The organism is Leifsonia sp. KNZ13-11D (assembly GCF_056754895.1).
In genome coordinates, this window is the sequence record NZ_JBPGWU010000001.1 from 3007209 (window position 1) to 3027933 (window position 20725).

Consider the following 20725-nt stretch of genomic DNA (forward strand, 5'->3'; position numbering starts at 1 on the left):
CTGGATGAGGCCTTCGGGCCACCGGGGTGTGGCGCAGCTTGGTAGCGCGCTTCGTTCGGGACGAAGAGGCCGCAGGTTCAAATCCTGTCACCCCGACGCGGTCATGACAAAGGGCCCCGCCAAGCTCGCGAAGCGAGCAAGGCGGGGCCCTTTGTCATGATCGCTCGCGGCGACTACTGGGGTCCCCGCGCGCGAGGGGCCCCAGGCGACGCCCCGCGCGAAGCGCGGAGCGGCGCCTGGGGTAGCGCGTGGGGCGCACCCCGAAGCTTCAGTGGAGAAGCCCAGCTGGTCGTCCCGGCACCTTCCGAACCTGGACGCGCCCCCTCTAAAACGCATCCGGCCGCGCGAACTCCCGCACGGCCAGTCGTGCCTGCGGGTCGATGTTCGCCCGGATCAACGGCAACGTCCGCGCCACCGCGGTGTCGATCCGCGCACGGAGGTCTTCGGAGCGGATCTCGTAATCCGCGAAGTCGTTCTCGCTGGCGTAGATGCCGAGTGGGACGGTGAGCGACTGGAAGAAACCGAACAGGGGCCGCATCTGGTGCTCGACGAGCAGCGCGTGCCGGTCGCTGCCGCCCGTCGCCGTCAGCACCACCGGCTTGTCGATGAGGGCGTATTGCCCGATGTGGTCGAAGAACAGCTTGAACAGCCCGGTGTAGGTGGCCCGGTAGGCCGGCGAGCCGACGACGAGGATGTCCGCACCCTCCACGGCCTCCAGCGCCTCGGTGACGATGGGGCTGAGGCTGTTGCGGAACGGCCCGGCCCCGAGTTCCGGGAGCAGCGGAGCGAGCTGGATGGTGCGGGAGACCCCGCCTGCCGCCTCCGCGTACGAGCGGGCGACGTCGTCCACGAGCACGGTGGTGCGCGACGGGTGGGTGGGGCTTCCGCTCACTCCGACCACGGTGAGTGTGCGCGACATGGGTACCGCCTTTGCCTCGGGTCCGGGTTGAGGCCCAACGGTACCTCGCGGCGACGGCCACCGCGCGGGGGGCCGTCACGGTCCGTCATGCGGCGGGGTACAGCTCCCGCACGATCTCCAGCGAGCGGATGCGTCCCTCCACTGTCGCGGCGCCGGACGACACCATGAGCTCGTCGGTCTGCGTGGAGGCGAGAAGCGAATCCAGCCGCGCCTTGACCTCGTCGGGCGTGCCGACCGCCTGGCGCGCGGTGCGGGAGGCGATGAACTCCTCTTCGAGCGGCGTGAATTCGTGCGCCAGCGCCTCCTCGATGCTCACCGGCTCGGGTTTGAGCCCGCGCCGCATGCGGAGGAAGGAGAGCTGGCCTGGGAGCGACTGCGCCCGTACGGTCTGGGGGTCGTCGTCGGAGACCACGTTGACGGCGATCATGGTGTGCGGCTCGGTGAGGATGTCGCTGGGCTCGAACCGCGACCGGTACAGGTCGAGCGCCGCCTCGGTGTTCTCACCGGCGAAGTGGTGGGCGAAGGCGAACGGCAGGCCGAGCGCCGCGGCGACCTGGGCGCTGAAGCCGCTGGAGCCGAGCAGCCACACCTGCGGCGCGTCCCCCAGCCCGGGAACCGCGGTGATCCCGTGCAGGGGGTTGGCGTCGCTCATCCCCCCGTAGAAGAAGCCGAAGAGGTCGAGGAGCTGCTGAGGGAAGTCGTCAACGCCGAGTCCCTCCGGGCTCCGCCGGAGGGCCATCGCCGTGGCCCCGTCGGTGCCGGGGGCACGGCCGATTCCGAGGTCGATCCGGTCGCCGTAGAGCGCTCGAAGCGTGCCGAACTGCTCGGCCACGACGAGCGGTGCATGGTTGGGGAGCATGACGCCGCCGCTGCCGACGCGGATGCGCTCGGTCGCTGCCGCCACGCCCGCGATCAGCACGGCCGGCGCACTGGAGGCGATGGCCGGCATCCCGTGGTGCTCGGCGACCCAGAATCGCTCATAGCCGAGGCGCTCGGCCGTCTGCGCCAGTCTCACGGTGCCGGCGACGGCGTCGGCGTTGGTGCCGCCCGCGGGACGGCTGGCGAGATCGAGGACGTTGAGGGGGATGCTGGTGGCGCTCACCCTGACCGTAACGCGCCCCCGTACACGCCGATTCCCGGCCGGTCCTCAGTGGGTCCGGCCGGGAATCGGCGCAGGGGGCGATAGGGGGTCAGGACGTGGTCTTCACCTTGCGGATCCAGGCCACGAGGGCGAGCGCGATCAGGCCGAGGATCACCAGCGAGCCGCCCATCCAGGCAGCCCAGGTCGCGACGACCGAACCGGTGTGGGCGAGGCCGCCGCTGCTGCTGCCGGGGTCGATCACGGTGCTCGCCTGGTCGGCAGGCAGGACGGTCAGGGTGGCGGGGCATTCGTGCCCGCTTGTCTGACCGTGTCCGACCACGGTGTACGTGCCGGAAGCGCTCGCGGGGAGCGTCACCGACAGCACGTCGCTGCCGTCCGCGTTGGCGTGCTTGACGAAGCTGAGGCTGCTGTCCGCGGTGGCGAACGAGGCCAGCTTGAAGGAGGCGCCGTTCTGGCCGGTGACGGTCCAGTTGATCGCCTCGCCCGGCGACCAGGTGCCCGGGATGCAGATGAGGGTGGCGGAGCCACCGGACTCGACGACGCTGACGTCGAAGGAGCACTGTGCACCGTTGGTGTAGTCGACGGCATTCGCAGCCGCCGGTGCCGCTACCAGCAGCCCCGCGGTCACAGCGATAGCCGCCAGTATCTTCTTGAACATCGGCCGCCCTTTCGGTTGGGGCCCCGGCTCACGTCGGGAGTTGAGTAATACTCACTTTACGACCGTGGAGCACCGAACGACAATGGGCGCGACGGTGTTCTGTGCCCCCACATCGGGGGTCGTGCCATCGCCCGGCAGGGTCGGCGTCGTCACGACCGTGAGGTTGGGGGCGGTCTGCCCGGCGTTCAAGAACTGCACCGTCACCGCGCGGGACTCCCCCGGGGCCAGTTCCACGGTGAAGAGGCTCACCGGCCGTTCCTTGTCGACGCCGGCGACCGTCGCATAGTTCTTGCCGTCGCTCTGCGTCGCCGCGAGGAAGCCTCCAGCGGGCCCATACACGGCGACGCGGGTCCGGATGTTGCCGGGCGTCACCCCATACGTCCCGCCACCGGTCACATACTTCGGGAGCGACTTTCCGGCGTCGGCCGGAGCCTTGTTGGTCAGGGTGACCGTGACGACGGTCGACGGCTTCCCGTCGGCGCGGCACACCGCAGAGCCGGCTGCCACCGACGTCCTGAGGTAGTAGTCCATCTTCGATCCGGTCGCGTCGTTGAAGTAGACGCCGACTCCGGCCGAGGACAGATCCGACGAGGGCAGCGCTCCTGCGAGAGTCGTGTCCGCCAGCACCTTCTGGTCGCTGCCGTGCGCGCTCCAGATCAGCACGCGATGCGATTCGCCTGCGGCAGCCAGCGCGGAGACGAGCTTCTTGGAATTCACACCGCCGGCGGAGAGCCGGGAATACACGGCGCTCGCGGCCGAGGCGAAGAAGGCGTCCTGCTGCTCAGGCTCGGGGTAGCGCCGGTACACATCGCTCAGCAGCAGCTTCACGGCGTTCGACGAGGTGAGCCGGTCACCCGATTCCAGCCGCACCGGACCGGTCGCCTTCAAGAGGCCGCTCAGCACCACCGGATCGACGGCTACGACGCCGTCCACGGTCCCGCCGTACGTGGTGGTCCACATCCGCGACGCCGTCTCCGCAGCCAGCGGGAAGTCCGGCGTGAGGTTGGCATCCTGCAGGTACCGGCCGACGAGAGGTCCGAACAGCCCCTGCGTGCTGAGCGGGACGTCCGCCACCGGCGTCGGCCACGGACCGATCGCGGTCCCCGCGGACTGGCGCCCGAGCGTCACCGCGCCGTCGTCGGCGTGGATCAACGCGACCGCACCGATCAGCCCGCCTGTGGACCGCAGCTCGGCGGGATTCTGGGCGACCAGCAGGTAGTCGCGCGGTCCGGCTGCGCCGAGCATCGACGGCAGCAGCCGCACAGCGTTGCCGATGCCCTCGATGTCCGGCGCGGCCTTCTCGAGCACGGCGTGGAGCCGGTCGATGCCTGCGGCCACCGGGCTGGCCAGCGCCCCCGTATCGATGGAGGCGACACTGGCGCGCGCACTGTCGAAGGCGATTCCCGCCTTCGACACGGCCGGCTGGGAGGCGATGATGGGGGCGAGATCGACGTGGCCGTTCTTGATGGCGAGCGCGCGCAGGTCCACGGCGCCGCCCGCTCTGACCAGGGGGGCGACGACCCGCGCGGCGACGGTGTCGGACGCCTCGGCGGCGGTGCGGATCGCGGCCAGGTTGGGCCCCACCCAGGGAACGCCTTCGGCGGTGAGCCAGATCGGATCGGAAGTGAGCGCAGCGGCCTGCCGGGTGTGCGCCTCCAGAGCAGAGGCGGCGCGCGCCGCTTCGGCGACATCGCCCGACCCGACGGCGGCCTTGACGCTCTCGGCTGCGGGTACGGCGTCGGTGAGTGCGCGCTGGGCGAGGAAGCCGCGGACGCCGATCCACACGATCGCGAACACCAGGACGACACCGAGGACGACCAGCACCGTGGTGCCCACCGGATGGGTCAGCCGGGGTCGCCGAGCACGCGTCGGCTCTGCGGAGTCGATACGCGGCGGTGCGTCGGGCACGGTCAGACCTGTCGCCATGCGACAAATCTAACAAATCCTCACTTTTTTGGCGCCCCCCAAATGGGGCGTCACTCCCTCGGCCTCAGCGGCCGAGCCCCCGGTACGTCCATCCGGCGGCACGCCAGCTCTCGGGATCCAGCGAGTTCCGGCCGTCGATGACGACCCGCCGGGCGACCAGCTGACCGAGCGCTTCGGGGTCCAGACCGGTGAACTCCGGCCACTCGGTGATCAGCACGACGACATCCGCATCCCGGACCGCCTGCTCCGCCGAATCCGCGAAGACCAGCTGCGGAGCGCGACGCCGCGCGTTCTCCACCGCCTGCGGGTCCGTGGCCGTCACGACCGCGCCGGCGTCGGCGAGCCGCATGGCGATCTCGAGCGCCGGAGAGTCGCGGATGTCGTCCGAGTGCGGCTTGAACGCGAGACCGAGCACGCCGACGCGCACGCCTTCGAGTCCGCCGGACAGCTCGCGCACCAGATCGACGACGCGGGCGCGTCGCCGCAGGTTGATCTTGTCCACCTCGTCGAGGAACCGCACGGCCTCGCCGCGCCCCAGCTCACGTGCCCGCGCACTGAATGCGCGGATGTCCTTCGGCAGGCACCCGCCGCCGAAGCCGACGCCCGCGTTCAGGAACCGGCGGCCGATGCGCACGTCGTGCCCGATGGCGTCCGCGAGCTTCGTCACGTCGGCGCCCGTGACCTCGGCGATCTCGGCCATGGCGTTGATGAAGGAGATCTTGGTGGCCAGGAAGGCGTTGGCGGACACCTTGACCAGCTCCGCCGTCGCGTAGTCGGTGACGATCACCGGGGTGGCGGCCGCGACGGCCGATGCGTACACCTCGTCGAGGAGGCGCGCGGCGCGCTCACCTCGCTCGCCCTCCGGAACGCCGTAGACCAGGCGGTCGGGACTGACGGTGTCCTTCACGGCGAACCCCTCGCGCAGGAACTCCGGGTTCCAGGCGAGCGTCGCGCCCGGCTGCTTCGCGGCCACGGATGCGGCCAGCCGGGCGGCCGTGCCGACGGGCACGGTGCTCTTGCCGACGATCAGGTCGCCGTCCTTGACCTGATCGAGCAGCGATGCGAACGCGGCGTCCACGAAGCGCATGTCCGCGGCGTCGCCATCGGCGACCTGCGGCGTCCCCACGGCGACGAAGTGGATGTCCGCCTCCTGGGCCGCGGCGAAGTCGGTGGTGAAGCGCAGGCGGCCCGACGCGGTGCCCTCCTGGAGCACCTCGGGCAGGCCCGGCTCGAAGAACGGAGCGCGGCCCGCAGCGAGTGCGGCGATCTTGGCCTCGTCGACGTCGATGCCGACCACGTCGTGGCCGAGGTGAGCCATCGCGGCCGCATGAACGGCCCCGAGGTAGCCGCAGCCGATCACGGAGATTCTCATGGTGTCCGGTTCCTTCGGGTGGAGGGTGGAGGGCGCCTAGGTGAAGTCCGGGTCCGGTTCGTCCACATATGCGGGCGTCGCATCCACGGGCCAGTGCCGGCGGCCGTTGTTGAGCACGCCGCGGCTTTCCTGAAGGTAGCAGTTGCCGCACAGCGACTCGTAGGAGACCGATGCGCCGTCGATGGCGACCTGGTCGCCGTCGAAGACGAAGACTCCGTCGATCTTGCGTGCGTTGAAGATCGCCTTGCGGCCGCAGCGGCAGATCGTCTTGAGCTCCTCCAGGCTGTGCGCCACCTCCAGCAGGCGGCGGCTCCCGGGGAAGGCCACGGTCTGGAAGTCGGTGCGGATGCCGTACGCGAGCACAGGGACGTCGTCGAGCAGCGCGATGCGCAGCAGATCGTCGACCTGCGCCTCGGTCAGGAACTGGGCCTCATCGACCAGCAGGGCGCTCACGTCCGTGCCGAAGCGCTTGACGGTGCGCTCGCGGTGCCGCTGGAACGCGCCGTAGACGTCCGTCTCGGGGGTGATGAGGAAGTCCACCTCCCGGGTCACGCCGAGCCGGGACAGGATGCCGAGGTCGCCCCTGGTGTCGATGGACGGCTTCGTGAGGAGGACGCGGTGGCCGCGCTCCTCATAGTTGTAGGCGGCCTGGAGCATGGCCGTGCTCTTGCCGCTGTTCATCGCGCCGTAGCGGAAATACAGTTTTGCCACGCATCGATCCTATGCGGCAGGTGGCATGCATTCGCGGCGACGCCACGTCAGGTGAGGTAGCCGTCCTCGGCCGCGCGCCGGATCAAGTCGGCGCGCGAGCTGGTGGGACGGCCGGCCTTGCCGTACTTCTCGCGGACGCGGCGGAGGTAGGTCTTGGCGGTCTCGTACTGGACGTTCATCGCATGGGCGACCTCGGACGTGGTCCTGCCGTCGGCGTAGAGCACGAGGGCCTGCCGCTCTCCGTCGCTCAGCCGCGGCCGGGCCGACTCGGGGATGAGCGGCTTCGGCCGCCATGCGGGCGGCGAGGACTCCGCCCGGCCGGCACCGCGTCCGGCGGCGGTCAGAGCGGCCGCGACCAGCTCCGCCATCGGCTGGGACTTGGTGATGTAGGCGACGGCCCCGGCGGCGAGGGCGGCATCCCTGTCCTCCGGAGTGTCCACGGCGCTCAGCACGACCACTTTCGCCCCCGCTGCACGGCACGTGCGCACGCGCGCCCCGATGGACACGGACTCCTTGAGCTGCAGATCCATGATGACGACATCAGTGGGGAACGCGTCGCTGTGGACGAGTTCGAGCCAGCTGGCGGCACGGACGACGAGATCGAACTCGGGTGCGTTGCGCTCGATCCACGTGGCCAGGCTGTCCAGCAGGATCTCGTGGTCGTCGAGCACGGCGAGGCGGATCGGCGGCTCGGCGTGGCCCGGGGAGCCTCCGGTCGCGGTGGGGTCGTGGTATGCGGATGTCATCGGCGTCTCCCTTCAGAGTAGGGGAACCCGGCCTCCGGATATGCGAACCGGACGACCACCTCGCCGTTGCGGACGCGCATCGTGGCGTGCATCATGACCGCGTTGAGCGAGCTGACGAACGGCAGGAGGTCGCGGCGGAGCTCGCCCCGCGGACCGTCGACGCGGGCGCGCAGGACGAAGACGGGATGCTCGGGGTCGCGGGCGGTGATGCTGAGGGATGCCGGTTCGAGTTCCGGGAAGGCGGCGACGGTGGCGAGCAGCGCGCCGACGATCGCCCGCTGGTCGGAGGTCAGCACCCGCTCCAGGCGATCCGGGTCGTCCACCCGATGCGTGCCGCCCGCGACGGGTCCCGCAGCTGCCAGGCGCGATCCGAGCGCCAGGTCGATCGTGTCCGCGAGCCACGGGCTCGCCACCGCCCGCACGGCGTCGGCGCGCAGCCGTTCAGCGATCGCTCTGGCCGTCTGCGCATCCTCCGGCGTCACGGTGCCGCGCAGGACCAGCCCGGTGAGGAACGGGACCGCCTCGGCGTTGAGCGATGTCATGCGCTCCTGCGCGACCATCCGCTCGGCCGCCTGCCGCAGCTCACCCTCGAGCCGGGCCTGGCCGTCACGCGCCACCTCGCGCCACCTCAGTGTCTCGCCGGTCAGCGTCCACGCGTAACCGGCGCCGCCGGCGGCCAGGGCCAGGATGGGCGCCGCCGCGACGGTGGCATACACCAGCGGGGAGTTCGCAATGGCCGGCGAGTCCTGCGCCGCCGCCAATCCCCCCAGAACCAGAGCCGCCACGATCGCCGAGCCGGCCACTTCGCCGACCGGCCGGTAGAGCGGCATCACCACGAGGATCAAGGCCACGGCGATCTGCCCCCAGTCGTCCTGGATGCGCTCGTTGCGTCCCCACACCGACGCCGTGAACAGGCACGCCGCAGTCACTGCGGTCGCGATGACGCAGAAGTGGGACCACCGGCCGAACGGCGCGAACGCCGGATGCGAGCGGATGGAGACCACGACCACGGCGATCAGAAGCACGACGAGGGCGAGCACCGCCAGAGCCGCGTCGTGGATCTGGCGCGCGTGGCCGATGGTGGAGAACACCGCGTAGACGATCGCCACAGTGCCGAGGAGGGGCACGAGGAGCCAGGCGGACTGCGCACCGAGCGGGTCGAGCCGCTGCGGGGTCCGTTCCAGGACCACCGAGCGCGCTCCGACGATCGTGCGGGTGCTGAGGGCGGTCATCCGGCGCGGCCCTCCGCGGCCGGGACCGTCAGGATCACCGTCGTTCCCACGTCCGTCGTCGAATAGATGTCGACGGTCCCGCCGACACGCGCGATCCGGTCGTGCACCGACTGGCGGAGGCCGAGCCGGTCGGCGGCGGGTCCCGTCACCGGGAAGCCGCTGCCGCCGTCCACCACCATGACCGACAGCGAGCCGGACCCGGCCGAGAGCGCGACCTCCGCCGTCGGGCTGCCCGAGTGACGGACCACGTTCACCAGGCACTGCCGGACGGCGAGACCCACCGCCCGCCGGACGTCCTCGTCGAGCCGCGCCAACGATCCGCGGTCGCCCGAGATGTCGACGGTGAGGCCCTCGTCGCGGGCGTCCTCGATCGCGCGATGGAGCTCGCTGTCGTACCAGGGGTCGTCGTCGTGTGCTGCCGCCGATGCGGTCGCGCCGGGCTCGGTGCCGGACGGCCCGGCCCCGACTCCCGGCTCCGCACCCGACACGCGGCTGCCGAGCCCGCGCAGGTCCGTCTCGATGCGGCGGGCGAGGCGACCGTCGAGGGCGCCGGGCTGAGCCCGGGCCACAGCGATCAGTTCGCTGAGCACGGTGTCGTGGAGATCGGCCGTCGCTTCCGCCAGGATCTCGCGCCGCAGGTCGACCAGCCGGGCATCGCGCACCGCACGGTGCAGTGCCGTCTGCGCGCGCGACCGCGTGCCGCGCGTCAATCCGTCGTAGGCGAGCACACCGACGAGCAACAGGTAGGCGCCCAGTGAGGTCGCGTCGGGGACGTAGCTGCGGTCCGTCGTCGCCGCTCCGAGGATCACGGCCGCCTCGGCGAGCGCGAACCCGAGAGTCGCCCAGAGGATGCCCGCGAGTGCCCCCGTCCCCGTTCCCCCCACGAGCGTCATGGCCACGACAGGGAGGGCGACCACGAAGAGGTTGGTGTCGCGATAGCCGGGCGTGCTGGTGAACAGGGTGACGACGTAGAGGTAGGTGCAGGTCGCGCCGACGAGCAGGTACGCGATGGTCAGCGCGGTGGTGCGCCCGCGGGCCAGCAGCAGGAGCAGCCCCGCCATCGGCACGAGCACGAGCAGGGTGATCCACGAGGACGGGCGGGAGGAGCCGACCAGGGTGGTGGCGACGTTCACCGCCGCCGCGGCGAGGCAGACGAGGCCGGCCCAGCGGGCAGCCGTGGCGAGGGCGCGCGAGTTCGCCGGTCGTGCCAGATGGCTGGGCAGACCGAGCGACATGAGTCCCGCCCTTCCGGATCCGAGCGCGCCTCGGTCCCTCCGGGATTATGGCACCCCGGCCCGTGGGTGTGTACCCCGCGGCCTGTACCCCGCGCCCACGCACGGCCACGCACGGCCACGCAGCACCACGCGGCGATCAGAACAGCGTCGGTTGCACCCCCAGCCCCGTCAAGGATGCGGACACCACCGACGCCGCGTCCGGAGCCTCGGCCGCACCTCCCGCTCGCACCGCCGAGCCGACGAGTTGCCGCTCGCCCTCGTCGTCGCGCAGCATCCCGAGCGCACTCGACCGCACGCCGCCCGTCAGAGGATCCTCTCGGCCGCGCTCGAGGCCGTACGACCGGATCAGCGGCTTGATGCGTGCCGCCAGCCACTTCCGGTACTCCTGCGGCGCGTAGGTGCCCCGCCCATACATCTGCCGATACCTCGGAAGCAGTTCGGGATGCTCGCGACCGAGCCAGAGGTAGAACCACTCCTTGACGCCCGGCTTCAGGTGCAGTGCCGAATACAGGACGGACGTGGCCCCTGCCTCCTTCGCCTGCCGCAGCGCTTCGTCGAGATGGGCGCGCGTGTCGGTCAGGTACGGGATGATCGGCATGAGGAACACCCCGCAGTCCAGTCCGTGCTCGCGCACCGCCGTCACCGTCGCGAGGCGCGCCTTCGTGGTCGGCGTGCCGGGCTCGACGGACTGCTGCAGCTCGTCGTCGTACACCGCGATCGACATCGCGAGGTCGACGGGGACGCGACGGTTGGCCTCGGCGAGCCGGTCGAGGTCGCGGCGGAGCAACGAGCCCTTCGTCAGGATGCTGAAAGGCGTGCCGCTCTCCGCCAGCGCGTCGATGATGCCCGGCATGAGCGCGTAGCGCCCCTCCGCCCGCTGGTACGGGTCGGTGTTGGTGCCGAGCGCGACCGGATGGTGGCCCCAGCTGGGCTTCGAGAGCTCTTTGCGCAGCACCTCCGCCACATTGACCTTCACGATGATCTCGTTGTCGAAGTCCTTCCCCGAGTCCAGGTCGAGATAGGTGTGGGTCGGCCGCGCGAAGCAGTACATGCACGCGTGCGAGCAGCCGCGGTAGGGGTTGATCGTCCAGCCGAACGGCATCGGTCCTCCCCCGCCGGGGATGCGGTTGAGCGCCGACTTCGCCAGCACCTCGTGGAACGTGATGCCGGCGAAGTCGGGCGTGCGCACCGAGCGCACCAGATTGTTCAGCCGGGCGAGCCCGGGCAGAGCGGACGGCTCATCGACCGACAGCTCCTGACCACTCCAACGCATAGCTCTATTCGAACATACGTTCGAATCTTAAGCAAGGGGCAGGACGTCACCCCTCCATCCCGAACGCAGCCACCGGTCGTGGCTGGCCACCACGACCGCCCCGGGATACGCGCCCAGCGCCTCCTCCAGCTCGGTGGCGAGGGAGAGCGACAGGTGGTTGGTCGGCTCGTCGAGCAGGAACAGGTGCGGCGGGCGGGCGACGATCAGCGCGAGCGCGAGCCGGCGCTGCTGGCCCACCGACAGGGCGCCGACCGGACGGTCGGCGTCGCGCGGCGCGATGAGGCCGAGCGAGGTGAGCGGCACGGTCTCCGCGCGCCGCTCCCCCACCGCGGTCTCGTAGATCCGGCGGGGAGACGCCGCAGGATCCGCGAAGCGCACGTCCTGTTCCAGCAGTCCGATGCGCAGCCCCCGGCGGCGCTGCACCGACCCCGACCCGGGCTCCAGCCGTCCGGCCAGCACCGAGAGCAGCGTCGACTTCCCTGCTCCGTTCGACCCTGTGACGAGGATGCGCGCATCCCCCGGCACGGAGAACTCAGGAATGCTCAGCCGGCCCGGGATGCGCACGTCGCGCGCCTGCACCAGCAGCCCCGCATCGTCGCCCAGCGCCTGGACCCCGGAGGGGATCCCCCCGAAGGCCAGCGGTGCGGGAGGCTTGCGGATCTGCGACGCGCGCAGTTCGTCCAGCCGGCCCTCGGCATTCCGGATGCGGCGACTGATCTGACGATCGAGCGCGTTGCCCTTCACCGACTTCACGAACTTGTCGTTGTCGCGCACCTTGCCGGACCAGGCGATGGATCGCGCGGTGACGTCGACGGCGTGCTTCAACTCCTTCAGCTCGAGCTGCTCGTCCGCGAACTGCTTCTCCCACCGCGCCCGCTCGGCCGCCTTCTCGGCCAGGTACGCGCTGTACCCGCCGCCGAACACGGTGGTCCCGCTGCGCGCGGGGTCGAGATCGAGCAGGCCGGTCGCGACCGCGTCGAGGAACGCACGGTCGTGGCTGGCAAAGACCACCGGCCCCGCCCATCCCTTCAGCTGACGCTCCAGGAAGGAGGCGGCCTCGTCGTCCAGATGGTTGGTCGGCTCGTCGAGCAGGAGGGCGTCCGGCCGGCCGAGCAGCAGAGCCGCCAAGGCGAACCGGCTGCGCTGGCCGCCCGAGACCTCCTCGAGCCGCCGGGCCAGCGGGATGTCGCCGACACCGAGACCGGCGAGCAGCTCGTCGCGCCGGGCATCCACGCTCCAGATCTCCGCCCGCTCGGCGGCCACCAGTGCGGCGTCGTACCGCGCGGCGGACGACGGGTCGCCGCCGCCGAGTGCGACCGCCGACTGCTCGAGCTCGCGCTCGATGGCGCGGACCTCGGACAGGGCGTGCTCGAGCAGCGCGGCCAGCGTGGCCCCGGGCTCGAACCGGACCTCCTGCCAGAGGAAGCCGGTCCGCTCGGGGCGCGACAGCGCGCCACTGTCGGAGGTCTCGCTCCCGGAGAGCACACGCAGCAGGGTCGACTTGCCCGCTCCGTTCTCTCCGATCAGGCCGAGCCGATGGCCGGGCGCGACGGTGAGCGACACGTCGGTGAGCACCCGCCGTGCGCCGTAGACGACGGAGACGCCGTCGGCGCGCAGTGGTGCGAGGGTGATGGTTGGCATGGGAACCGCCTTTCCGGGCGCTCCATCAGGAGCAGGTTCCCGCCGGGCGATCTCCGTCGTGAGGTGCGCTGGAGCGCCCAGGTGCCTGACCGGGCAGCGCTAGAACGATTGGTCCTCACTCACATCGACGGCGCCTCGGGCGCGGGACGTCAGGAGGTTCTCACTTCATAGCGTGGACGACCATAACAGGTCGCCCGCGCCCGTGTCCAGCACCGGCAGGCGCCGGCCGGCAGGCGGTGCCGGCCGCGCCGACTGCTACTGCTGCAGGTGCAGCGTCTCGGCCGTCGTGGCCAGAACGCGCTGCGCCTCCTCGGGACGGTCGTTCAGCGTCGCGCCGACGGTGGGGATGAGCTCCTTGATGGTGGGGAGCCATCCCGCGAACCGGTCCGGGAAGCAGTGCTTGAGCAGGTCGACCATGATCGGCACGGCGGTGGATGCGCCCGGCGAGGCGCCGAGCAGGCCCGCGATCGACCCGTCCTCCGCGGCGACGACCTCCGTGCCGAACTGGAGCACGCCGCCCTTCTTCTGGTCCTTCTTCATCACCTGCACGCGCTGGCCCGCGGTGATCAGCTCCCAGTCCTTGCCGTCGGCCGTCGGCATGAACTCCTGCAGCGCCTTGAGCTTCTTGGCCCGGGAAGCGAGGAGCTCGCCGACCAGGTACTTGATGAGATCGAAGTTGTCGCGAGCGACGGCCAGCATGGGGCCGAGGTTGCTGGGACGGACGGACCCGGGCAGATCGAACCACGATCCGGTCTTCAGGAACTTCGGGCTGAACCCGGCGTACGGGCCGAAGAGCAACGAGGCCTGCCCGTCGACCACGCGCGTGTCGAGGTGCGGAACGGACATCGGAGGAGCGCCGACCGCGGCCTTGCCGTACACCTTGGCCTGATGCTGCGCCACGATCTTCGGGTCGGTGGTGCGCAGGAACTGACCGGAGATCGGGAACCCGCCGAAGCCCTTGATCTCGGGGATGCCTGACTTCTGCAGCAGGTGCAGGGCACCGCCGCCCGCGCCGACGAACACGAAGCGGGCCGTGGCCACGTGCGAGGTGCGGCCGACGTCGTGGCGCACGCGGAGGCGCCACAGGCCGTCCTTGGTGCGCGTGATGCTGCGGACGCTGTGGTTGAGCGCCAGCTCTGCGCCGTTCTCGACGAGGTTGTCGATGAGCGCGCGCGTGAGGGCGCCGAAGTCGACGTCGGTGCCCGACGTCTGGCGGGTGGCCGCGATGCGCTGCTTCGTGCTGCGCTTCTTGGTCAGCAGCGGGGTCCACCGGCCGATCACGGCCGGGTCCTCCGAGTACTCCATGCCGGCGAACAGCGGCTGGTTCTTGAGGGCCTCGTAGCGCTTGCGCAGGTAGCGCACGTTGTCGCGGCCGCGCACGAACGTCATGTGCGGGGTCGAGTTGATGAACGTGTTCGGCTCAGGCAGGTCGCCGGCCGCGACCAGGCTCGCCCAGAACTGCCTGCTGAGCTGGAACTGCTCGTTGATGCTGATCGCCTTGGCCGGGTCGACGGTGCCGTCGGATGCCTCGGGCATGTAGTTGAGCTCGCAGAGGGCGGCGTGGCCGGTGCCGGCGTTGTTCCACGGGTTCGACGATTCCTGGGCCACTTCGCCCAGACGCTCGTAGATCCGGATGCTCCAGTCGGGCTGCACGCGCTGGATCATGGCCCCCAGCGTGGCACTCATGATGCCGCCGCCGATCAGGACGACGTCGATGGGAGAATTGCTCACCCGTCAATCCTATGATGCGGGCGCGCCGGGTCTCCCCCGCTCGGGCTCCCGATCTCTCGATATCGAGACATCGGGGCCTCGCGGACGTGCCCCCGAATCAGACCGTGACGGGGTTGCCGAGGCGCTCGGCGACGAGTTCCGCGATCTGGACGGCGTTGAGCGCCGCACCCTTGCGCAGGTTGTCGTTGCTGACGAACAGCGCGATGCCGCGTCCGTCCGGAGCGCCCTCGTCGGCACGGATGCGGCCCACGAAGCTCGGGTCGCTGCCGGCGGCCTGGAGGGGGGTCGGCACGTCGGTCAGCTGCACGCCGGGGGCGTCGGCGAGCAGCTCCGCGACGCGCTCCGGGCTGATCGGCCGGGCGAACTCGGCGTTGATCGACAGCGAGTGGCCGGTGAACACGGGGACGCGCACGCACGTGCCGCTGACCAGGAGCTCCGGCACGCCGAGGATCTTGCGCGACTCGTTGCGGAGCTTCTTCTCCTCGTCGGTCTCGTTCAGGCCGTCGTCTACGATGGAGCCGGCGAGCGGGATGACGTCGAACGCGATCGGACGCACGTATTTGACCGGGTCGGGCATCGTCACGGCGGAGCCGTCGTGCACCAGGTCGAGCAGGTGCTCGTCGGAGACGGCCGCGCGGGCCTGCTCCGCCAGCTCCTCGGCACCGGCCAGACCTGAGCCGGAGACGGCCTGGTAGGTGCTCACCACGAGACGGGTCAGCCCGGCCTCGTCGTGCAGGGGCTTCAGCACGGGCATTGCCGCCATCGTGGTGCAGTTGGGGTTGGCGATGATGCCCTTGCGCGCCTCGGCGATGGCGTCGGGGTTCACCTCGGAGACGACGAGCGGCACATCCGGGTCCATCCGCCAGCCGCTCGAGTTGTCGATCACGATCGCGCCGGCCTCCGCGAAGCGCGGGGCGTGGGCCTTCGATCCGGTGGCGCCGGCGGAGAACAGGGCGATGTCGATGCCGGAGACGTCGGCGGTGGCGACATCCTCGACGGTGATCTCCTGGCCCTTGAACGGCAGCGTCGTGCCGGCCGAGCGGGACGAGGCGAAGAAGCGGATGCTCTTCACCGGGAAGTCGCGCTCCTCCAGCAGGCGGCGCATGACCGCGCCCACCTGGCCGGTCGCGCCGACGACGGCGACGTCGAAGCCCGTGCTGTCGGTATCGGTGAACTCGCTCATGTCAGCCCCTTCGGGTCGTTTGTGGAAGTCAATGCCGCGGTCGGCGCGGCTATTCCCTCCGGGTGGATCTGCGGTGGTCGTCTTGTTGTCTTCAGCGGCCGGTGCCGGCGTAGACGATGGCCTTCTCGTCCCCGTCGAGGCCGAAGGCTGTGTGGACGACGCGGGCGGCCTCGGCGACCGTGTCGGCGCGCGTCACGACCGAGATGCGGATCTCGCTGGTGGAGATCATCTCGATGTTGATGCCGGCGTCGTACAACGCTTCGAACAGCTTGGCCGAGACCCCGGAGTTGGTGCGCATCCCGGCGCCGACCAGGGCCAGCTTGCCGATCTGGTCGTCGTACTGGAGCGACTGGTAACCGACCTCGTCGCGCTCGCCCGTGAGGGCGGTGAGCACACGCTGGCCCTCCGACTTCGGCAGCGTGAAGGAGATGTCGGTGAGGCTGGTGGCTGCGGCGGAGACGTTCTGCACGATCATGTCGACGTTGGCGTTGGCCTTCGCCACGATCTTGAAGATCTGCGCGGCCTTGCCGGGCACGTCCGGCACGCCGACGACGGTGATCTTGGCCTCGCTCAGGTCGGTGGCGACGCCGGAGATGATGGGCTCTTCCACGGTTCCATCCTTCTTGGCGGCTTCGGCCGCCGCTGCTTCGTTGAGGACGTAGGTGCCCTCTTTGTTCGAGAACGAGGAGCGCACGTGGAGCGTCACGTTGTGGCGTCGCGCGTACTCCACGGCGCGGATGTGCAGCACCTTGGCGCCGGCGGCGGCGAGCTCGAGCATCTCCTCGCTGGTGATGCGGTCGATCTTTCGGGCGAGCGGAACCTGGCGCGGGTCGGAGGTGAAGACCCCGTCGACGTCGGTGTAGATCTCGCACACCTCCGCGTGGAGGGCGGCAGCGAGGGCGACCGCGGTCGTGTCGGACCCGCCGCGGCCGAGGGTCGTGATGTCGCGGGATTCGCGGCTGAAGCCCTGGAAGCCGGCGACGATCGCGATGGCGCCCTCGCTCAGCGCATCCTGGATGCGGCCGGGCGTGACGTCGACGATGCGAGCGGAGCCGTGCTGGGCGTCGGTGATCATGCCGGCCTGGCTGCCGGTGAACGAGCGGGCGTCGTAGCCCATGCTCTTGATGGCCATCGCGAGCAGCGCCATGGAGATGCGCTCCCCCGCGGTGAGGAGCATGTCGAGTTCCCGCGGGGCGGGGATCGGGGTGACCTCGTGCGCCAGATCGATGAGCTCGTCGGTGGTGTCGCCCATGGCCGAGACTGCCACGACGACCTCGTTGCCCGCCTTGCGCGTCTCGACGATGCGCTTCGCGACGCGCTTGATGCTCTCAGCGGTCGCGACGGACGATCCGCCGAACTTCTGGACGATGAGGGCCACAGACACTCCTGAACTCACGGGTTTCCCATCCTACCGGCCGCGATATGTCGCTTCCCTTATGTGACAGCGCCTGTGGACAGCCTGTCCTCTGTGGACGAAAATGCGCCGTTTCGCGGCCGAAGCCGGGAAAGGTTTGTGCCAAATCGTGGAACCGGGTGGTGGGCGGGGTCAGGAGACCTGGCGGCGGCCCTCGAAGGCGCGGCCGAGGGTGACCTCGTCGGCGTACTCGAGGTCTCCGCCGACGGGCAGGCCGGAGGCGAGGCGGGTGACCCGGATCTCGAGCGTGGTGAGCAGTCGGCTGAGGTAGGTGGCGGTCGCTTCGCCCTCGAGGTTCGGGTCGGTCGCGATGATGACCTCCTGAACCGTGCCGTCGGCCAGGCGCTGCATGAGCTGGCGGATGCGGAGATCGTCCGGTCCGACGCCGTCGATCGGGCTGATCGCACCGCCGAGCACGTGGTAGAGCCCGCGGAACTCGCGGGTGCGCTCGATCGCGACGACGTCCTTCGCCTCCTCCACGACGCAGATCAGCGTCGGCGTGCGGCGCGGGTCGCGGCAGATGGAGCAGGTCTCCTGCTCGGACACGTTGCCGCAGATCTCGCAGAAGCGGACCTTGTCGCGCACCTCGAGCAGCACCTCCGCCAGCCGGGTGACGTCGAACGTCTGGGTCTGCAGGATGTGGAACGCGATGCGCTGGGCGGACTTCGGGCCGATGCCCGGCAGCCGCCCGAGCTCGTCGATCAGCTCCTGGACGATGCCTTCGTACACCGGTTACCTCATTCCCGGGGTCGGAGGCGCGGGCTGCTCCTCGATGAAGGTGGCGCCGAGGATCTCGCGCACCACCGCCTCGCCGTAGCGCTGCGGCTGCTGGAAGGTCGGGGTGCGCGAGCCTGCGGCCGGCGCGGAGGCCGGGCGGCCGCCGCGCGCGGCCGCCGGGGAGCGGTCGGCAGAGGACGGCGCCGCCGGAGCCGAGGGGGACGCGGCCGGCGGCGCAACGGCCGGACCGGCGGCCGGCGTCGCGCCCGGCGACGGGGCGGCGGCCCAGTCACCGGTGGGCTCTTCCGGCACCGGCGGTTCGAACGGCGGCTCGGTCTCCGGGGGCGGTACGTCGTCGAAGGGCGGCTCGTCGAAGGGCGGCTCGTCGAAGGGCGGCTCGTCGGAGGGCGGCTCGTCGGAGGACGGCTCGTCGGAGGACGGAGCGGGGGTCGGTCCGGCGGCGGGCGCCGGTGCCTTCGAAACGGCGGAAGCCGCGGCCGGCGCCGGACGCTCGAGCGTCACCACGGCCGCGGTGGTGGCGATGGTGGCCCGCGCTTCGTCGGCGGCCGCCGACGACGGGATGGCGACCGTCGCCCACTCGGTGACGACGGAAGCCTCCGCCGCGGTGGTGACGGGGGTTGCGGGCGCAGCGGCGGCGCGATCGGCACCGCGCGACGGGGCGGAACCGGACGCGGCACGAGCGGCTCCGGCCGGCGCGGGCGCGCCCGGCGAGGACGCGGCTGCGGCAGGGGCGGTGGCCGACGGTGCGGTGGCCGACGGTGCGGTGGCCGACGGTGCGGCAGCCGCGGATGCGGCCGGCGACGAACCCGCCGATGCCGGCGCGCCGGCGTCGGCCCCCGGCCAGGTGTCTGCGGCCGGAGCGGAGGGCGCGCCGGCCGAGGGACGCGGCGACCCGCCGGACCCCGGGGCCGAGTCGGCACGCGCGATGAACTTGACGCGGATGCCGAGCACGTCGACGATCGCCTGGCGCAGGTACTCGCTGACGCCGGGCGCGCCGCCCGCGTCGGGCTGGCGGAAGCTCTGGACGTCGTTGTCGCTCGGGAAGGACAGGGTGAGCACGTCGTCGTTGAGCGAGCGGACCTGGGCGGTGAAGACGACCATCCACGCGCTGCGCTTGGCCTTCTGGACGGCGTCGAGAATCTGCGGCCAGGAGTCCTTGACCTGCTGCGTGGTCACCGGCCCGATCGGCGCAGCAACGGCGCGTGCGGCCTCTGCGGCGCGGGCGACCTCCGTTGCCGGTGCGGGCTCGGCATCGTGTGCCGAGTCGGGCCGCGCGCTGTCTGCGCCGCCGGCCACCGGTGCGGCCGGGATCTCGGCCCTCGTCGAATCGCCCGCGGGCGCGGCGGCCGGTGCGGGCGCAGGTGAGCTCGCACGCTCGGGCGCCCCGGTGGAGGCGGACGGTGCTGGCGCAGCCGAGGGTGCGGCGGCCGGACGCTCCGGGGCCGGCGCCGAGGCCGTCCGCGGAGGAGGCGTCTGCGCAGGGCCCGACCGCTCTGGGGCCGACCGCTCCGGGGCCGTCCGCTCTGGGGCCGTCCGCTCCGGGGCCGTCCGCTCTGGGGCCGTCCGCTCTGGGGCCGTCCGCTCTGGGGCCGTCCGCTCAGCGGTCGCACCCGACCGCGAGGCGCGGTCGTCGCTCGCGGCCCGCTCGGCGCCGACCGCGTCGCTGACGCCGACCCGGCGCTCCAGCCGCTCGACGCGGGCCAGCGCGCCGCGCTCGCTCTCGTCGCTCGACGGGACGAGCACGCGGGCGATCATGAGTTCGAGGTGGAGGCGCGGCGACGTCGCGCCGGTCATCTCCGTGAGGGCGGCGTTGACGATGTCGGCCGAACGGCTCAGCTCGGCAGCGCCGAACTTCATGGCCTGCACGCCCATCCGGTCGAGCTCGTCCTGCGGGACGCCGCGCAGCACCGCCGCGGCCCCTTCGACGCTGGTCGCCGCCACCACGATGAGGTCGCGCAGCCGCTCGAGCAGGTCTTCGACGAAGCGCCGCGGGTCCTGTCCCGTCTGGATGACCCGGTCGACCGCCGCGAACGCGCCGGCGGCATCCCGTGCCGCGATCGCGTCGATGACCTCGTCGAGCAGGGCGGCGTGGGTGTAGCCGAGGAGGGCGACCGCGCGCTCGTACTCGATCGCGCTGCCCTCCGAGCCCGCCATCAGCTGGTCGAGCAGGGACAGCGTGTCGCGGGGCGAGCCGCCGCCCGCGCGGACGACCAGCGGCAGGACGCCCGGCGCGACCGTCATGCCCTCGCTGTCGCAGAGGCTCTGCACGTACTCGAGCATCTGCGCGGGCGGCACCAGCCGGAACGGGTAGTGGTGGGTGCGGGACCGGATGGTGCCGATCACCTTCTCGGGCTCCGTGGTCGCGAAAATGAACTTCACGTGCTCCGGCGGCTCCTCCACGATCTTGAGCAGGGCGTTGAAACCCTGCGGCGTGACCATGTGAGCCTCGTCGAGGATGAAGATCTTGTAGCGGTCGCGGGCGGGGGCGAAGATCGCCCGCTCGCGGATGTCGCGCGCGTCGTCGACGCCGTTGTGGCTGGCCGCGTCGATCTCGACGACGTCGAGCGAGCCTCCGCCGTCGCGGCTGAGCTCGATGCAGCTCGCGCACTTTCCGCACGGGGTGTCGGTCGGGCCCTCGGCGCAGTTGAGGCAGCGGGCCAGGATGCGGGCCGACGTCGTCTTGCCGCAGCCGCGCGGACCGGAGAAGAGATAGGCGTGGTTGACCCGGTTGGTGCGCAGCGCGGTCATCAGCGGCTCCGTCACCTGGGACTGGCCGATCATCTCGGCGAAGGTGTCGGGCCGATAGCGGCGATACAGGGCGGTTACCACTCACTCATGCTACTT

16 protein-coding genes and 1 tRNA gene are annotated in these 20725 nt (G+C 71.2%); 1 reads left to right on the forward strand and 16 read right to left on the reverse strand.

Translation table 11 applies throughout. The annotated features are described in order from the left end of the window. Nucleotides 1-22: 22 nt before the first annotated feature. Nucleotides 23-96, forward strand: a tRNA-Pro gene (locus ACR9Y5_RS14795). A gap of 229 nt (nucleotides 97-325) precedes the next feature. On the opposite strand, the gene msuE is transcribed toward ACR9Y5_RS14795, so the two are convergent. From msuE to ACR9Y5_RS14875, 16 genes are all read right to left on the reverse strand, one after another. Next, nucleotides 326-919, reverse strand: coding sequence for an FMN reductase (gene msuE, locus ACR9Y5_RS14800; protein WP_481298655.1), 594 nt, complete (start codon nucleotides 917-919; stop codon nucleotides 326-328). Between the two features lie 85 nt (nucleotides 920-1004). Continuing rightward, nucleotides 1005-2021 carry an LLM class flavin-dependent oxidoreductase gene (locus tag ACR9Y5_RS14805; RefSeq protein WP_481298656.1) on the reverse strand — a complete coding sequence of 339 codons (1017 nt, stop codon included), beginning with the start codon at nucleotides 2019-2021 and terminating at the stop codon, nucleotides 1005-1007. Between the two features lie 88 nt (nucleotides 2022-2109). Then, a complete protein-coding gene (locus tag ACR9Y5_RS14810) occupies nucleotides 2110-2679 on the reverse strand; it encodes a hypothetical protein (RefSeq protein WP_481298657.1) in 570 nt (189 codons plus the stop codon). 51 nt (nucleotides 2680-2730) lie between these two features. Next, nucleotides 2731-4605, reverse strand: a complete 1875-nt coding sequence (locus ACR9Y5_RS14815; protein ID WP_481298658.1) for a DUF4012 domain-containing protein — start codon at nucleotides 4603-4605, stop codon at nucleotides 2731-2733. 64 nt (nucleotides 4606-4669) lie between these two features. Beyond that, a complete protein-coding gene (locus ACR9Y5_RS14820) occupies nucleotides 4670-5977 on the reverse strand; it encodes a UDP-glucose dehydrogenase family protein (RefSeq protein WP_481298659.1) in 1308 nt (435 codons plus the stop codon). A 36-nt stretch (nucleotides 5978-6013) separates the two neighbouring features. Beyond that, nucleotides 6014-6688 carry a thymidine kinase gene (locus ACR9Y5_RS14825; protein ID WP_481298660.1) on the reverse strand — a complete coding sequence of 225 codons (675 nt, stop codon included), beginning with the start codon at nucleotides 6686-6688 and terminating at the stop codon, nucleotides 6014-6016. Nucleotides 6689-6735: 47 nt separating this feature from the next. Continuing rightward, nucleotides 6736-7434 carry a response regulator transcription factor gene (locus ACR9Y5_RS14830; protein ID WP_481298661.1) on the reverse strand — a complete coding sequence of 233 codons (699 nt, stop codon included), beginning with the start codon at nucleotides 7432-7434 and terminating at the stop codon, nucleotides 6736-6738. Beyond that, the gene (locus tag ACR9Y5_RS14835; protein ID WP_481298662.1) at nucleotides 7431-8666 is read right to left on the reverse strand and encodes a hypothetical protein; all 1236 of its coding nucleotides are present in this window, start codon (nucleotides 8664-8666) and stop codon (nucleotides 7431-7433) included. The genes ACR9Y5_RS14830 and ACR9Y5_RS14835 overlap by 4 nt, the downstream gene beginning before the upstream one ends. After that, entirely contained in the window at nucleotides 8663-9901 is a 1239-nt protein-coding gene (locus ACR9Y5_RS14840) for a sensor histidine kinase (protein WP_481298663.1), read from the reverse strand. Before ACR9Y5_RS14840 ends, ACR9Y5_RS14835 begins: the two co-directional genes overlap by 4 nt. A 136-nt stretch (nucleotides 9902-10037) precedes the next feature. Further along, entirely contained in the window at nucleotides 10038-11174 is a 1137-nt protein-coding gene (locus ACR9Y5_RS14845) for an Rv2578c family radical SAM protein (protein WP_481298664.1), read from the reverse strand. Between the two features lie 27 nt (nucleotides 11175-11201). Continuing rightward, nucleotides 11202-12815 carry an ABC-F family ATP-binding cassette domain-containing protein gene (locus ACR9Y5_RS14850; protein ID WP_481298665.1) on the reverse strand — a complete coding sequence of 538 codons (1614 nt, stop codon included), beginning with the start codon at nucleotides 12813-12815 and terminating at the stop codon, nucleotides 11202-11204. 255 nt (nucleotides 12816-13070) lie between these two features. After that, on the reverse strand, nucleotides 13071-14546 hold the full coding sequence (locus ACR9Y5_RS14855) for a malate:quinone oxidoreductase (protein WP_481298666.1): 1476 nt from the start codon (nucleotides 14544-14546) through the stop codon (nucleotides 13071-13073). A gap of 97 nt (nucleotides 14547-14643) precedes the next feature. Beyond that, nucleotides 14644-15729: an aspartate-semialdehyde dehydrogenase gene (locus ACR9Y5_RS14860; protein WP_481298667.1), complete on the reverse strand. Its 1086-nt coding sequence runs from the start codon at nucleotides 15727-15729 to the stop codon at nucleotides 14644-14646. 91 nt (nucleotides 15730-15820) lie between these two features. Further along, complete coding sequence (locus ACR9Y5_RS14865) at nucleotides 15821-17107, reverse strand: aspartate kinase (protein ID WP_481298668.1); 1287 nt, start codon at nucleotides 17105-17107, stop codon at nucleotides 15821-15823. 168 nt (nucleotides 17108-17275) lie between these two features. After that, nucleotides 17276-17872 carry a recombination mediator RecR gene (gene recR, locus ACR9Y5_RS14870; RefSeq protein WP_481298669.1) on the reverse strand — a complete coding sequence of 199 codons (597 nt, stop codon included), beginning with the start codon at nucleotides 17870-17872 and terminating at the stop codon, nucleotides 17276-17278. Between the two features lie 3 nt (nucleotides 17873-17875). Beyond that, entirely contained in the window at nucleotides 17876-20710 is a 2835-nt protein-coding gene (locus tag ACR9Y5_RS14875) for a DNA polymerase III subunit gamma and tau (protein ID WP_481298670.1), read from the reverse strand. Nucleotides 20711-20725: the final 15 nt, after the last annotated feature.

Coding starts and splice junctions, on each gene's coding strand:
- ACR9Y5_RS14830 (WP_481298661.1), bottom strand. CDS start 7,434: ATGACATCCGCATACCACGACCCCACCGCGACCGGAGGCTCCCCGGGC.
- ACR9Y5_RS14840 (WP_481298663.1), bottom strand. CDS start 9,901: ATGTCGCTCGGTCTGCCCAGCCATCTGGCACGACCGGCGAACTCGCGC.
- ACR9Y5_RS14815 (WP_481298658.1), bottom strand. CDS start 4,605: ATGGCGACAGGTCTGACCGTGCCCGACGCACCGCCGCGTATCGACTCC.
- ACR9Y5_RS14850 (WP_481298665.1), bottom strand. CDS start 12,815: ATGCCAACCATCACCCTCGCACCACTGCGCGCCGACGGCGTCTCCGTC.
- ACR9Y5_RS14860 (WP_481298667.1), bottom strand. CDS start 15,729: ATGAGCGAGTTCACCGATACCGACAGCACGGGCTTCGACGTCGCCGTC.
- msuE (WP_481298655.1), bottom strand. CDS start 919: ATGTCGCGCACACTCACCGTGGTCGGAGTGAGCGGAAGCCCCACCCAC.
- ACR9Y5_RS14845 (WP_481298664.1), bottom strand. CDS start 11,174: ATGCGTTGGAGTGGTCAGGAGCTGTCGGTCGATGAGCCGTCCGCTCTG.
- ACR9Y5_RS14820 (WP_481298659.1), bottom strand. CDS start 5,977: ATGAGAATCTCCGTGATCGGCTGCGGCTACCTCGGGGCCGTTCATGCG.
- ACR9Y5_RS14835 (WP_481298662.1), bottom strand. CDS start 8,666: ATGACCGCCCTCAGCACCCGCACGATCGTCGGAGCGCGCTCGGTGGTC.
- ACR9Y5_RS14810 (WP_481298657.1), bottom strand. CDS start 2,679: ATGTTCAAGAAGATACTGGCGGCTATCGCTGTGACCGCGGGGCTGCTG.